Source organism: Agrococcus jejuensis, assembly GCF_900099705.1.
In the GTDB taxonomy this organism is placed as follows: Bacteria; Actinomycetota; Actinomycetes; order Actinomycetales; family Microbacteriaceae; genus Agrococcus; species Agrococcus jejuensis.
Genome location: NZ_LT629695.1, coordinates 3,287,599 through 3,299,924, shown reverse-complemented (window position 1 = coordinate 3,299,924; position 12,326 = coordinate 3,287,599). Strand labels below are relative to the sequence as shown.

Here is a 12,326-nt window from a genome sequence, read left to right as displayed (position 1 = left end):
GCGAGGATGGATGCATGATGCTCCCTCTCGCGCTGCAGCACGCCCGCGTCGTCGCCGTCGCACCGATGGCGGGCGGCGCGACGACGCCCGCGCTCGTCGCCGCAGTCGAGGCGCACGGTGCGTTCGCGCAGCTCGCCGCCGGCTATCTGACGGCGGAGGCGCTGCGGGCGCGGATCGCCGAGACGCGCGCTCTCGGCGCGTCGCGCTTCGGCGTCAACCTCTTCGTGCCGAACCTGCACCGCATCGCGCCGTCCGACTACGAGGCGTACGGGCGGGCGATCGCCGCCGACGTGGCCCGAGTCGTGCCCGATGCAGCCGTGCCGCCGCTGGTCGAGGACGACGACGACTGGGAGGCCAAGGTCGACGTCGTGGTCGAGGCTCGCGTGCCCGTCGTGAGCCTGACGTTCGGCCTGCCCGACGACGCCGTGCTCGCGCGTCTGCGCGCCGCGGGCATCCTCACGCTGCAGACCGTGACCTCGGAGGACGAGGCGCTCGCCGCGGCGAACGCGGGTGTGGATGCGCTGACGGTGCAGGCGTCGGCCGCCGGCGGTCACTCGGGCATCTGGACGCGCGACGCGCTGCCTGCCGACGTGCCGCTGCCGACGCTCGTCGCAGGCGTGCGTGCCGCGACGCCCCTGCCGATCGTCGCCGCGGGCGGCGTCGCGTCGCGCGACGACGTGCGGCGCGTGATCGATGCGGGCGCCGATGCCGTCGCGATCGGCACGCTCGCGCTGCGAGCGACGGAGGCCGGCACGTCGGCGACGCATCGCGCAGCGCTCGCCGATGCCTCCTTCGACCGGACGGAGCTCACGCGAGCGTTCACCGGGCGCCCGGCCCGCGCGCTCGTGACCCCGTTCGTCGAGGCGCACCGCGACGCGCCATCGGGCTACCCGGCGCTGCACCACCTCACGCGGCCGATGCGTGCCGCGGCCGCAGCATCCGGCGATGCGTCGCTCGTGCACCTCTGGGCGGGCGAGGCCTGGCGCGCGGGTCGCGACGCGCCGATCGCCGACATCCTCGACGACCTGGAGCCCTGAACGGATGGATGCCTGACGGTGCGCTACCAGTTCGATGCCGTGCTCTACCGCTGGACCGCCAGGCGGGAGCTGTGGACGTTCGTCGACCTGCCGGCGGAGGCCGGCCGCGAGATCCGCGAGGTCGTCGGCTCGCTCACGGGAGGGTTCGGATCGGTGCGCGTGGATGCGCGCATCGGCGCATCCAGGTTCCGCACGTCGATCTTCCCCGGCGCCGACGGCACGTACGTGCTGCCCGTCAAGCGCGCGGTGCGCGACGCCGAGGGACTGACGCTCGACGCGCTCGTGCGCGGCGTCGTCGTCGAGCTCGTCGACCACTGACGCGGCCGACGACCGCGGGCGTCAGTCGCCGTGGTTGATGAGGCCGAGCCACTGGCCGAACGGCGCCTCCACAGGCTCGTCGGGCCACCCTGCCTGCGTGTCGCTGTCGCGGTCGCGGTCTGCCATGGGTCGCTCCCCTCGTGCTGCCGATCGCGATCCGGATGGGGATCGCTGCGGCGGTCGCACGAGCCGATGGTCACCGGCTCGTCCTCTCAGGATGCGCCCGCATGCACCGTCTCGACGGGAGCGCGAGGGAGAAAGTTCACGAGTTCTTTCCCTGTGGATGCAGGATCGCGCTTCGCATGCCGCTGCGAGCGTCGCGACGGCAGCATCCTTGCCACCCCACGGCGCGTCGGGGGCGTCCCGGCGATGCATCGACGGCGTTGACCTCGATACCCCAGAGGGGTATCGTCGTCCGCGAGATACCCCAGTGGGGTATCGACGGAGGAGTCATGGACCACGACACGCAGCAGCACGCCGAGCACCAGCACGCGCACCACGATGCGCACGCCGATCACGACGCGCACGCCGGCCATGCGGGGCACACGGGCCACGGTGACCACGTCGCGCAGTTCCGCTCGCGCTTCTGGCTCGCGCTCGTGCTCGCGGTGCCGACGGTCGCGCTGTCGGGCATGTTCGCCTCGATCCTCGGCTACGTCATCCCCGAGGCACCCCTGCTCGCATGGGTCTCCCCCATCCTCGGCACCGTGCTCTTCGCATGGGGCGGCTGGCCGTTCCTGCGCGGCGCCGTCGACGAGGTCCGCTCGCGGCAGCCCGGCATGATGCTGCTCGTCGCGCTCGCGATCACGGTCGCGTTCGTCGCGTCGTGGGCGGCGACGCTGGGTCTCGCGCCGCACCATCTCGACTTCTGGTGGGAGCTCGCGCTGCTCGTCGTCATCATGCTGCTCGGCCACTGGATCGAGATGCGGTCGCTCGCGCGCACGACCTCGGCGCTCGACGCGCTCGCGGCGCTGCTGCCCGACTCGGCCGAGCGCATCACCGACGCGGGCATCGAGCACGTGGCACCCGTCGACCTGCGCGTCGGCGACGTCGTGCTCGTGCGCCCCGGCGCGGCGATCCCGGCCGACGGTCGCATCGTCGAGGGCGCCGCGGCGATCGACGAGTCGATGGTCACGGGCGAGTCCCGCACCGTGCAGCGGGCCGCCGGCGAGCTCGTGACGGCCGGCACCGTCGCGACCGACTCGAGCCTGCGCGTCCGCGTCGCGGCGACGGGCGACGACACGGCGCTCGCCGGCATCCGCAGGCTCGTGGCCGACGCGCAGGCGTCGACGTCGCGGGCGCAGCGCATCGCCGACCGCGCCGCGGCGCTGCTGTTCTGGTTCGCGCTCGGCGCCGCCGCCATCACTGCCGTCGCGTGGCTCGTGCTGGGCACGCCCGAGGACGCCGTCGTGCGCACGGTCACGGTGCTCGTCATCGCGTGCCCGCACGCGCTCGGCCTCGCGATCCCGCTCGTCGTCGCGATCTCGACCGAGCGCGCCGCGCGCGGCGGCGTGCTCGTGCAGGATCGCCTCGCGCTCGAGCGGATGCGCGTCGTCGACGTCGTCGTGCTCGACAAGACCGGCACCCTCACGCGCGGCGAGCCCGCCGTGCTCGACGTCGCCGCGTCCGGCGACCTCGACGACGACGCCGTGCTCGCGCTCGCCGCCGCCGCGGAGGCCGACAGCGAGCATCCGCTCGCCCGCGCCATCGTGCGCGCCGCCGACGAGCGCGGCCTCGCGCACGAGACTGCGACCGACGCCACCTCCTCGCCCGCCGTCGGCGTCGCCGCGACCGTCGGGGGTGCGCGCATCCACGTCGGCGGCCCCCGGATGCTCGCCGAGCGAGGCCTCGAGCCCGTCGCGCAGGCGGATGCCTGGGCATCCGAGGGCTCGACCGTGCTGCACGTCGTGCGCGACGACGCCGTGATCGGCGCGCTGCGGCTCGCCGACGAGGTCCGCCCGGAGTCGGCTGATGCCGTGCGGGCGCTGCACGCGCTGGGCATCGAGGTCGTCATGCTCACGGGCGACGCCGAGCCCGTCGCGCACAGCGTCGCAGGCACGCTCGACATCGACCGCTTCGTCGCCGGCGTGCGCCCCGAGGACAAGGCCGACGAGATCGCGCGGCTGCAGGCGGAGGGCCGCACGGTGGCCATGGTCGGCGACGGCGTCAACGACGCCCCCGCGCTCGCCCGCGCCGACGTCGGCATCGCGATCGGCGCGGGCACCGACGTCGCGATCGCCTCGGCGGGCGTGATCCTGGCCGGCTCCGACCCGCGCTCCGTCGTCTCGGTCGTCGAGCTCTCGCGCGCCGGATACGCGAAGATGCGCCAGAACCTGTGGTGGGCGGCCGGCTACAACCTGCTGTCGGTGCCGCTCGCCGCCGGCGTGCTCGCCCCGATCGGCTTCGTGCTGCCCATGTCGGTCGGCGCCATCCTCATGTCCCTGTCGACGCTCGTCGTCGCCGCCAACGCCCAGCTGCTGCGCAGGCTCGACCTGCGCCCCGACCGCAGCGTCGCCGCCGTGCTCGGCGCGCGCTGAGCCGACCCCACCGAAGGAGCATCATGCGTCGTCGCATCGCATCCACGTCCGCCGTCCTCGCCGCCGCCGCCGCCGTCGCGCTCGCCGGGTGCGCAGCGACCGACGCCGGCTCGAGCCACGACGGTCACGGCGCCGACCCGGGCGCCCAGCCGAGCGTCGAGTCGTCGTCGGGCGCGTCACCCGCCGACGTCATGTTCGCGGCGATGATGATCCCGCACCACGAGCAGGCGGTCGAGATGGCCGACATCGTGCTCGCGAAGCCCGACCTCGACGCGCGCGTCGCCGACCTCGCGACGCGCATCCGCGACGCGCAGGCGCCCGAGATCGCGACGATGGAGGGCTGGCTCGCGGCGTGGGGCGAGGATGCCGATGCCCACGCGGGGATGCAGCACGGCGACGACGGCATGCTGAGCGACGACGAGCTCGCCGACCTCGAGGCCGCCGATGGCGCCGAGGCGTCGCGCCTGTTCCTCGAGGGCATGATCGCCCACCACGAGGGCGCCGTGACGATGGCCGAGCAGCAGCTCGCCGACGGCAGCGACCCCGACGCCCTGGCGCTCGCCGAGTCGATCGTCGCGACGCAGCAGGCCGAGATCGACGAGATGCGGGCGCTGCTCGACGAGCTCTGAGCCCGCGCGCCGGTCGCGTCAGCCGATCCGCAGGCGGATCGCGACGCGGTCGTCGAGCGCCACGCCCTCCGCGCGACGCACGGCATCCTTGAGCGGCACGAGGTAGCCGCCGTCGCGCGGGTAGAGCGACGTCGTGAACTCCGTGTCGCCGACCCAGCCGCGCACGGGGATGACGCCCCAGCCGTACGACACGATCGTCGACAGCTCGCGGATCGCCTCCGCCTCGGCGTCGGGCACGCGCACGAAGTGGAACGGCGCAGGACCGCGCCACTCGAACACGTCGCCCTCGATCGTCACGTCCATGCCGCCCCTTCCGTCGAGCGGCATCCTCGCACGACCGTGCGACGCTCAGTCGGCGAGCGCCGCCTCGATGCCCGCCCCGATGTCGTCGACATGGTTCAGCTCGAGCTGCTGGCCGTCGATGTAGATCGTCGGGGTGCTCTGCACGCCCAGCGCGACGCCCGCCTCGTAGTCGGCCTCGATGCGGTCGCCCGTCGCGGGGTCGGCGACGGCGGCGTCATACGCATCCATGTCGAGCCCGAGGTCCTCGGCGAAGCCGCGGAAGGCCTCGGCGGCGTCGTCGGTGCCCGCCCAGTCGGAGTGCGTCTCGAAGAGGCGCTGGTACATGGCCTCGAACTCGCCCTGCTGCGCGGCGGCCTCGGCGGCGAGCGCCGCCGGGAAGGCGTTCTGGTGCGACGCGAGCGGGAAGTAGCGCACGGCGAAGGTGACCTCGCCGGAGTACTCGGCGCGCAGCGTCTCCATCGTCGGGTAGACGAGCGCGCACGACGGGCACTCGAAGTCGAGGAACTCCACGACCACCGGGGCGCCCTCGCCTGCGTCGTCGAGGATGTGCGTGTCGTCGGCGAGCGTGTCGGCGGCCGTGACGTCGGTCGCGGGCTCGGGCGCGCTGACCGCCTGCTCCCAGGGGCGCACGACGAGCGCGATCGTGATGCCCACGATCACGAGCGCTGCGGCGACGATGCCGAGGATGTTCCAGGTCTTGGCGGTCATGGGCGGCGGCCTCTCGGTCGTCGAGGTGTCAGGGGGATGTCGCGAGCCTATGCAGCGCTCCTATGGAAGTCCGATGGTCGCCGGGCGCGCCATCCACAACCCCCGAGCGTCGTGTCGGCCCTCCCTCGTAGGGTCGAACGCATGCACGGCATCGTCCCCCCGTTCCTGCTCGAGCGCCTCGGCGACCACCCGACGGCCGCCGTCGCGCGCTGCGCCCAGCGCACCCTCACGCTCGACGAGGCCGTGCGCACGACGCGCCGGGCCGCACCGCCCATCGCGGCACCCGAGCGCGGGCTCGTCGCCGGCGAGGCGAAGCCGCGTCGCACGATCGCGGATGCGCAGCGCACGATGCGCCTGCCGGGCACGACGGTGCGCAACGAGGGCGACGAGCCCACGGGCGACGTCGCGGTCGACGAGGCCTACGACGGGCTCGGCATCACCTGGACGCTGCTGCACGAGGCGTTCGGCCGCGACTCGCTCGACGGCGCTGGCATGCCGCTGCTCGCGACGGTGCACTACGGCGAGGCCTACGACAACGCGTTCTGGAACGGCGAGCGCATGGTCTTCGGCGACGGCGACGGCGAGGTCTTCCTCGGCTTCACCGGCGCGGTCGACGTCATCGGCCACGAGCTCGCGCACGGGCTCGTGCAGTCGACGACCGACCTCGTCTACCAGGGGCAGTCGGGTGCGCTCAACGAGTCGGTCGCCGACGTCATCGGCTCGCTCGCGAAGCAGCACGCGCTCGGCCAGACCGCCGACGAGGCCGACTGGCTCGTCGGCGCCGGCCTCTTCGCGCCGGGCGTCGAGGGCGTCGCGCTGCGGTCGCTGCGCGCGCCCGGCACGGCGTACGACGACGACGTGCTCGGCAAGGATCCGCAGCCGGCGACGATGGCCGACTACGTCGAGACCACGAGCGACAACGGCGGCGTGCACATCAACTCGGGCATCCCGAACCACGCCTTCTACCTCGCCGCGACGGCGATCGGCGGGCGTGCGTGGGAGGGCGCTGGGCTCGTGTGGCTCGACGTGCTCACGAACGGGTCGATCGACGTGCGCGCCGACTTCTCGGCGTTCGCCGCCGCGACGGTCGCGGCGGCCGAGACGCGCTTCGGCGCCGACTCGACGCAGCGCGCGGCGATCGCCGACGCGTGGGATGCCGTGGGCGTGACGGGCGAGCAGGCGCCCACGACGACGACCGACGCCGACGGCGTCGAGACCGTGCGCGTCGAGCGCTCGGGCGGGCTGCTGGGGCGCGAGCGCGTCGGCGAGCTGCCGGAGTCGGCGCTGCCGAGCCGCGACCAGCGCGCGCTCGAGTCGCTCATCGACTCGGGCGAGCTCGCGGGCCTCGCGGCCGGCGACGACGATCGCGTGCGTGACGGCTACGTGTGGCGCATCACGGTCGAGACGCGCATCGACGTCACGCTCGTCGAGCCCGCGCTGCCCGACGACGTGCTCGTGCTGCTGCACCGCATCCTCGAGCTCGGAGAGCGCCGCTAGCGGCGCGGCCGCGCGTCAGACGACGGCGGCGATCGCCTCGACGACCGCGCGGATCGCGGGCACGCGGTCGGCCCCGGTGCGGTGCCGGATGGCGAGGGCGCGGCCCGAGCCGTCGGCGAGCGGCCGCGCCACCACGTCGGGGCGCTGGTGCGCCGCGACGGCCATGGCGGGCAGCAGCGCGACCGCGCCGGTGCGGGCGACGAACGACTGCGCGGCGACGAGGTCGTCGGTCGAGTGCTGCACGTCGGGCGCGAAGCCCGCCTTGTCGGCGAGCATCTCGAGGTGCGAGCGGCACCGCGGGCACCCGGCGACCCAGCGCTCTTCGGCGAGATCGGCGAGCGCGATGGCGTCGCTGCCCGCGAGCCGGTGCCCGTCGGGCACGACGATGAGGCTCGGGTCGTCGCCGAGCGCGACGCGCTCGAGGCCCACGTCGTCGTGCGACTCGGCGTACTCGAACACGACCGCGAGGTCGACGTCGTTGCCCGCGACGGCCGCGAGGGCCTCGGGTGGCTCGGACTCGACGACGCGCACCTGCACCTGCGGCGCCTCCTGCAGCAGGTAGGCGATCGCGCGCGGCACGAGGTCGGCCATCGCCGACGGGAAGGCGGCGAGCGTCACGGTGCCACCGCCGGCGGCGAGCTCGGCGAGCTCGGCCTCGGCCTGGCGCAGCGCGGCCTCGATCGCGTCGGCGCGCGCGAGCAGCCGCTCCCCCGCCTCCGTGAGCGTGACGCCCGTCGGGCCGCGCAGCAGCAGCGCCGTGCCGAGCTCGCCCTCGAGCGTGCGGAGGTGCTGGCTCACGGCCGGCTGCGTCCATCCGAGCGTGCGCGCGCCGCCCGAGACGGAGCCGGCGCGCGCGACGGCGCGGAAGATGAGCACGCGGCGCGGATCGATGTCCATGACATAAGCATACGTGATGGATCACCGAGGCAACAGAAGGCTAGCCAATGGCAGCGCGGGCTGCTGTCGTAGAGGCATGGACACGATCGGCCTCATCGGCGGCATGAGCTGGCACTCGACGCTCGACTACTACCGTGCCATCAACGCGCGCACGGCGGAAGCGCTCGGCGGCCACCACTCCGCCCGCATCCTGCTCTCGAGCCTCGACTTCGCCGAGGTGCGCGACTGCCAGGTGCGCGAGGACTGGGATGCGGCGGGCTCGCTCCTCGCCGCCGAGGCGCGCCGCCTCGAGGCCGCCGGCGCCGACCGCGTCGCGATCTGCACGAACCTCATGCACAAGGTCGCGCCGGCCGTCGAGGCCGCGATCGCCGTGCCGCTCGACCACATCGGCGACGCCGTCGCCGCGGCGGCGCAGGACCGCGGCGTCTCGCGCCTGGGCATCCTCGGCACCGACTGGGTCATGCGCGAGCCGTTCTACGCCGAGCGCCTCGCCCGTCACGGCGTCGCCGCCGTCATGCCGAGCGCCGACGACCGCGTCGTGGTCGACCGCATCATCTGGGACGAGCTGACCCGCGGCGTCGTGACCGACGCGTCGCGCGCCGCGTACCTCGCGGTCGTCGACCGGCTCGTGGCGCAGGGCGCCGACGGCATCGTGCTCGCGTGCACCGAGATCCAGCTGCTGCTCGGCGACTCCGACGTGGCCGTGCCGGTCATCGACTCGATGGCGGCGCACGCCGAGGCGATCGCGAGCCATGCGCTCGCACCCGTCGCCGCCTGACGGCACGACCGACGCGGCCGATTCGCGCCAGCCCCTCGTGTCGCGCCGCGCGCCGCCCTACCCTGGCTGCATGAGCGAGTCGCCCGAGGTCGAGATCGTCGACGCAGCCGAGCAGGGCCGCTTCGAGCTGCGCGTCGGCGGCGAGCTCGTGAGCTTCGTCGACTACGCCGACCACGACGGTCGCCGCGCCTTCCCGCACACGCAGACGTATCCCGAGTTCGGCGGTCGCGGGTACGGCACGCAGGTCGTGCGCGCCGCCCTCGACGAGGCCGTCGCCGCGGGCCGCTCGGTCGTGCCGTCGTGCCCGTTCGTGCGCGCGGTCGTGCAGCAGCATCCCGCCGAGTACGGCGCGCTCGTCGCCTGACGCGAAGCACCTGACGCGAAGCACCTGAGCCTGGGCGGCGAGCGCTCAGCGTGCGAGCACGCCTTCGCGGCTCGTGGGTCGGCCGCCCGCCGCGATGCGTTCGGCGATCGCGGCGCGCAGCCGCGTGTCGCGCGGCAGGTCGGCGACGTCGGGCCACGGGGGCCTGCGACCCCAGACGAACCAGAGCACGTCGTCGGCCCCCTCGTCGTCGGGCTCGTCGCCGACGAGGTCGAAGCGCGCGGCGAACGCCGCGAGCCGCGAGCCGGGCAGCGCGTCGACGAGCCACGGGTCGAGCAGCCACGACGCGCAGTGCACGACGTCGGTCGTCCGCTCGGGGAAGGCCCTCGCACCCGCGACGACCGACGCGGCGAGGGATGCGTCGACGGCGTCGCGGTCGACCGATGCACCGTCGGGGATGTGCAGCGAGCGCACCCAGCCGAGCCGCTCGTGCAGCGTGTGCTCGACCTGCAGCGCCCGTGCCGCAGCAGCGAGCCCGTCCAGGGCGTCGCGAGCCAGTCGGCGGCATCCGTGCCCGGGATGCCCGTCGCGCGCCGGTGCACGCGCAGCTGCTGTCCGAGGTCGGCGACGCCCGACGCGGGGGTCGCGGCGTCGAGCCCGCGATCCTGCAGCCACGCGACGACGTCGGCGGCCGTCGCGACGAGCGCGAGGATCGGCAGCAGGCCGGGCGGGTCGCCGTCGCGTCGCGCGATGCCGCGGAACGCATGCGGTGCGCCGTCGACGGCGCCGACGCGGTCGAGCAGCGCCGTGGCAGCGGCCGCCACGACCCCTGCGCTCGCATCGTCGAGGGCCTCGATCGCGTCGACGACGAGCGCGCGATCGACGGCGTCGAGATCGAGTGCGTCGAGCGGCGCGGCTGCGAGCCGCGTGCGCACGGCGTCGACGTCGAGCGGCGCGACGTTCGCCGTCACGACTCCCCGAAGCCGCGCTCGACGAGCGCCGCGACGGCGTCGACGGCCTCCTGCGCCTGCACGCCCGTCGCCGACACCTCGACCGTGGCGCCGCGATCGAGCCCGAGGCCGAGGATGCGCAGCATGCTGCGCGCGTCGACGCCGTTCACGAGCACGTCGGCGTCGAAGGTCGCGACGAGCTGCACGAGGTCGGCGGCAGGGCGCGCGTGGAGGCCGGAGGCGTTCACGAGCGTCAGGGTGCGCGACGGGCCGGCGGGCACGGGGGCAGCAGCGGAAGGGGCAGTCGACCCGGCCGCCGACTCCGCCGCCGCCAGCACCGCCTCGAGCCCGTCGCCCGACTGCGCCGCGACGGCGGCCGCGACGGCGCCCTCGACGATCGGCGCATCCGCGATCCTCACGAGCGAGCGAGCGTCGTCGTCGAGCAGGTCGAGCGCCGTCTCGGCGGTGAGCACCGCCGAGCCGAGGTCGCACAGCACGACGACGCCGTCGCCGGAGTCCGCGGCGTCGAGGGCCGCCATCACGAGGTCGAACGACGTGCCGATGCCGCCGTCGTCGGTGCCGCCCGCGGCCTCGATCGCGACGTCGCCGGCCATCTGGCCGGCGAGCTCCACGACGCCCGCGGCGATCTGCGCGGAATGCGAGACGACGACGAGCCCGACGCTCACGCGTCGGCCGCCGCGCGCAGGATGAGCGCCGTCGACTCGCTGCCGGGGTCCCGGTGCCCGATCGCACGCTCGCCCAGGTACGACGCACGGCCCTTGCGGGCGACGAGCGGCTCGGTCGCCTTCGCGCCCGCCTCGGCGGCGTCGGCGGCAGCGGCCAGCGCTGCGACGGCGTCGGGCGCGGCTGCCGCGGCGTCGACCGCCGGCGTCCACGCATCCACCATCGTCTTGTCGCCGGGCTCGGCCTTGCCGCGGGCCACGATGCCGTCGCGCGCCGCGGCGAGCACGGCCACGAGGTCGTCGTCGAGCGTCGCGGCGTCGCCAGCGGCCATCGCGGCCTTGAGGAACGCCGTGCCGTACAGCGGCCCGCTCGCGCCGCCGACGGTCGAGATGAGCGTCGTCGCGACGAGCTTGAGGATCGCGCCCGGCGTCGCGTCGGCGTCGAGGTCGGCCAGCCTCGACCGCACGGCGGTGAAGCCGCGGTCGAGGTTCTCGCCGTGGTCGCCGTCGCCGATGTCGCGGTCGAGGTGCGACAGCTCTGCCTTGCGCTCGGCGATGCGGTCGGCGACGAGCGCGATCCAGCGCCGGGTCCAGTCGGCGTCGAGCGCCATCAGCGACCCCAGCGCAGCGCGGGCGTCTGCACCGGCGCATCCCACAGCTCGGTGAGCGCGTCGTCGAGACGCAGCACCGAGATCGAGCAGCCCTGCATCTCGAGGCTCGTGACGTAGCTGCCCACGAGCGTGCGCGCCACCTCGATGCCGCGCGACGCGAGCACCTCGGCCGCGCGCCGGAAGACGACGTAGAGCTCGACGAGCGGCGTGCCGCCCATGCCGTTCACGAACAGCAGCACGCGGTCGCCGGATGCGAACGGCAGGTCGTCGAGGATCGGCGCGAGCAGGCGGTCGACGATGGCGTCGGCCGGCTCCATCGCGATGCGGGCGCGGCCGGGCTCGCCGTGGATGCCGATGCCGATCTCGATCTCGTCGTCGCCCAGGTCGAACGAGGGCTCGCCCGCGTGCGGCACGGTGCAGGGCGACAGCGCCATGCCCATCGATCGCACGTTCGCGTTGACGGTGCGGGCGATCTCCGCGACCTGCGCCAGCGCGTCGCCGCGCTCGGCGGCGGCGCCGGCGATCTTCTCGACGAGCAGCGTGCCTGCGACGCCGCGACGCCCGGCCGTGTAGAGCGAGTCCTGCACGGCGACGTCGTCGTCGATGACGACGGCCTCGACCTCGATGCCCTCGGCGAGCGCGAGGTCGGCGGCCGTCTCGAAGTTCAGCACGTCGCCCGTGTAGTTCTTCACGATGTGCAGCACGCCCGCCCCGCCGTCGACGGCCTTCGTCGCCTCGACGATCGGATCGGGCGTCGGCGACGTGAAGACCGCGCCGGGCACGGCCGCGTCGAGCATGCCGTAGCCGACGAAGCCGCCGTGCAGCGGCTCGTGGCCCGAGCCACCGCCCGACACGAGCCCGACCTTGCCCTGCACGGGCGCGTCGCCGCGTGCGATGACGTAGGGCGGATCGACGATCACGCGCAGCTCGGGGTGCGCCGCGGCGATGCCTGCGACGGCCTCGTCCACCACCTTCGACGGGTCGTTGATGAGCTTCTTCATGGTCTCCCACTTCCATCGGGGGTGGACGTCACGGCCAACCTACGCCCGCAGCCTC

14 protein-coding genes and 1 pseudogene are annotated in these 12,326 nt (G+C 74.4%); 7 read left to right on the top strand and 8 right to left on the bottom strand.

Translation table 11 applies throughout. The features are described 5' to 3' along the window. The first annotated feature begins 14 nt into the window (after positions 1 to 14). The 4 genes from BLQ67_RS15705 (at position 15) to BLQ67_RS15690 (ending at position 4,521) form a co-directional block, all read left to right on the top strand. Positions 15 to 1,037, top strand: a complete 1,023-nt coding sequence (locus BLQ67_RS15705; protein WP_092506588.1) for an NAD(P)H-dependent flavin oxidoreductase — start codon at positions 15 to 17, stop codon at positions 1,035 to 1,037. A gap of 18 nt (positions 1,038 to 1,055) precedes the next feature. Beyond that, the gene (locus BLQ67_RS15700) at positions 1,056 to 1,355 is read left to right on the top strand and encodes a DUF1905 domain-containing protein (protein ID WP_092506587.1); all 300 of its coding nucleotides are present in this window, start codon (positions 1,056 to 1,058) and stop codon (positions 1,353 to 1,355) included. Positions 1,356 to 1,807: 452 nt separating this feature from the next. Further along, on the top strand, positions 1,808 to 3,892 hold the full coding sequence (locus BLQ67_RS15695; protein WP_092506586.1) for a copper-translocating P-type ATPase: 2,085 nt from the start codon (positions 1,808 to 1,810) through the stop codon (positions 3,890 to 3,892). 23 nt (positions 3,893 to 3,915) lie between these two features. Then, positions 3,916 to 4,521 carry a DUF305 domain-containing protein gene (locus BLQ67_RS15690; protein ID WP_092506585.1) on the top strand — a complete coding sequence of 202 codons (606 nt, stop codon included), beginning with the start codon at positions 3,916 to 3,918 and terminating at the stop codon, positions 4,519 to 4,521. 18 nt (positions 4,522 to 4,539) lie between these two features. Here the strand turns inward: BLQ67_RS15690 and BLQ67_RS15685 are convergent, their stop codons facing one another. Together BLQ67_RS15685 and BLQ67_RS15680 are read right to left on the bottom strand one after the other, a co-directional pair. Continuing rightward, complete coding sequence (locus BLQ67_RS15685; RefSeq protein WP_092506584.1) at positions 4,540 to 4,824, bottom strand: DUF1905 domain-containing protein; 285 nt, start codon at positions 4,822 to 4,824, stop codon at positions 4,540 to 4,542. Between the two features lie 45 nt (positions 4,825 to 4,869). Next, complete coding sequence (locus tag BLQ67_RS15680) at positions 4,870 to 5,532, bottom strand: DsbA family protein (protein ID WP_092506583.1); 663 nt, start codon at positions 5,530 to 5,532, stop codon at positions 4,870 to 4,872. A gap of 141 nt (positions 5,533 to 5,673) precedes the next feature. Between BLQ67_RS15680 and BLQ67_RS15675 the strand changes: the two genes are divergently transcribed. Next, a complete protein-coding gene (locus BLQ67_RS15675) occupies positions 5,674 to 7,029 on the top strand; it encodes a protealysin inhibitor emfourin (RefSeq protein ID WP_092506582.1) in 1,356 nt (451 codons plus the stop codon). 15 nt (positions 7,030 to 7,044) lie between these two features. On the opposite strand, the gene BLQ67_RS15670 is transcribed toward BLQ67_RS15675, so the two are convergent. After that, entirely contained in the window at positions 7,045 to 7,926 is an 882-nt protein-coding gene (locus BLQ67_RS15670; RefSeq protein WP_231945089.1) for a LysR family transcriptional regulator, read from the bottom strand. A gap of 76 nt (positions 7,927 to 8,002) precedes the next feature. Here BLQ67_RS15670 and BLQ67_RS15665 point away from each other — a divergent pair, with 76 nt between their 5' ends. Both BLQ67_RS15665 and BLQ67_RS15660 read left to right on the top strand, forming a co-directional pair. Further along, positions 8,003 to 8,704, top strand: a complete 702-nt coding sequence (locus tag BLQ67_RS15665; RefSeq protein WP_092506581.1) for an aspartate/glutamate racemase family protein — start codon at positions 8,003 to 8,005, stop codon at positions 8,702 to 8,704. A gap of 70 nt (positions 8,705 to 8,774) precedes the next feature. Beyond that, the gene (locus tag BLQ67_RS15660; RefSeq protein WP_092506992.1) at positions 8,775 to 9,068 is read left to right on the top strand and encodes a GNAT family N-acetyltransferase; all 294 of its coding nucleotides are present in this window, start codon (positions 8,775 to 8,777) and stop codon (positions 9,066 to 9,068) included. Between the two features lie 45 nt (positions 9,069 to 9,113). On the opposite strand, the gene BLQ67_RS15655 is transcribed toward BLQ67_RS15660, so the two are convergent. From BLQ67_RS15655 to dhaK, 5 genes and pseudogenes are all read right to left on the bottom strand, one after another. After that, the gene (locus BLQ67_RS15655) at positions 9,114 to 9,539 is read right to left on the bottom strand and encodes a hypothetical protein (RefSeq protein WP_407922497.1); all 426 of its coding nucleotides are present in this window, start codon (positions 9,537 to 9,539) and stop codon (positions 9,114 to 9,116) included. Between the two features lie 32 nt (positions 9,540 to 9,571). Then, positions 9,572 to 9,961 (bottom strand): annotated as a pseudogene (locus BLQ67_RS17035) (acyltransferase domain-containing protein); the annotation flags it as partial. A 32-nt stretch (positions 9,962 to 9,993) separates the two neighbouring features. Then, complete coding sequence (dhaM, locus tag BLQ67_RS16660) at positions 9,994 to 10,662, bottom strand: dihydroxyacetone kinase phosphoryl donor subunit DhaM (RefSeq protein ID WP_172802354.1); 669 nt, start codon at positions 10,660 to 10,662, stop codon at positions 9,994 to 9,996. Continuing rightward, positions 10,659 to 11,270 carry a dihydroxyacetone kinase subunit DhaL gene (gene dhaL / locus BLQ67_RS16655; RefSeq protein WP_172802353.1) on the bottom strand — a complete coding sequence of 204 codons (612 nt, stop codon included), beginning with the start codon at positions 11,268 to 11,270 and terminating at the stop codon, positions 10,659 to 10,661. Before dhaL ends, dhaM begins: the two co-directional genes overlap by 4 nt. Continuing rightward, positions 11,270 to 12,271 carry a dihydroxyacetone kinase subunit DhaK gene (gene dhaK, locus BLQ67_RS15645; RefSeq protein ID WP_092506579.1) on the bottom strand — a complete coding sequence of 334 codons (1,002 nt, stop codon included), beginning with the start codon at positions 12,269 to 12,271 and terminating at the stop codon, positions 11,270 to 11,272. Before dhaK ends, dhaL begins: the two co-directional genes overlap by 1 nt. Between the last annotated feature and the right edge of the window lie 55 nt (positions 12,272 to 12,326).

Coding starts and splice junctions, on each gene's coding strand:
- BLQ67_RS15680 (WP_092506583.1), bottom strand. CDS start 5,532: ATGACCGCCAAGACCTGGAACATCCTCGGCATCGTCGCCGCAGCGCTC.
- BLQ67_RS15705 (WP_092506588.1), top strand. CDS start 15: ATGATGCTCCCTCTCGCGCTGCAGCACGCCCGCGTCGTCGCCGTCGCA.
- BLQ67_RS15695 (WP_092506586.1), top strand. CDS start 1,808: ATGGACCACGACACGCAGCAGCACGCCGAGCACCAGCACGCGCACCAC.
- BLQ67_RS15670 (WP_231945089.1), bottom strand. CDS start 7,926: ATGGACATCGATCCGCGCCGCGTGCTCATCTTCCGCGCCGTCGCGCGC.
- BLQ67_RS15660 (WP_092506992.1), top strand. CDS start 8,775: ATGAGCGAGTCGCCCGAGGTCGAGATCGTCGACGCAGCCGAGCAGGGC.
- BLQ67_RS15675 (WP_092506582.1), top strand. CDS start 5,674: ATGCACGGCATCGTCCCCCCGTTCCTGCTCGAGCGCCTCGGCGACCAC.
- BLQ67_RS15685 (WP_092506584.1), bottom strand. CDS start 4,824: ATGGACGTGACGATCGAGGGCGACGTGTTCGAGTGGCGCGGTCCTGCG.
- dhaK (WP_092506579.1), bottom strand. CDS start 12,271: ATGAAGAAGCTCATCAACGACCCGTCGAAGGTGGTGGACGAGGCCGTC.
- dhaL (WP_172802353.1), bottom strand. CDS start 11,270: ATGGCGCTCGACGCCGACTGGACCCGGCGCTGGATCGCGCTCGTCGCC.
- BLQ67_RS15690 (WP_092506585.1), top strand. CDS start 3,916: ATGCGTCGTCGCATCGCATCCACGTCCGCCGTCCTCGCCGCCGCCGCC.
- BLQ67_RS15665 (WP_092506581.1), top strand. CDS start 8,003: ATGGACACGATCGGCCTCATCGGCGGCATGAGCTGGCACTCGACGCTC.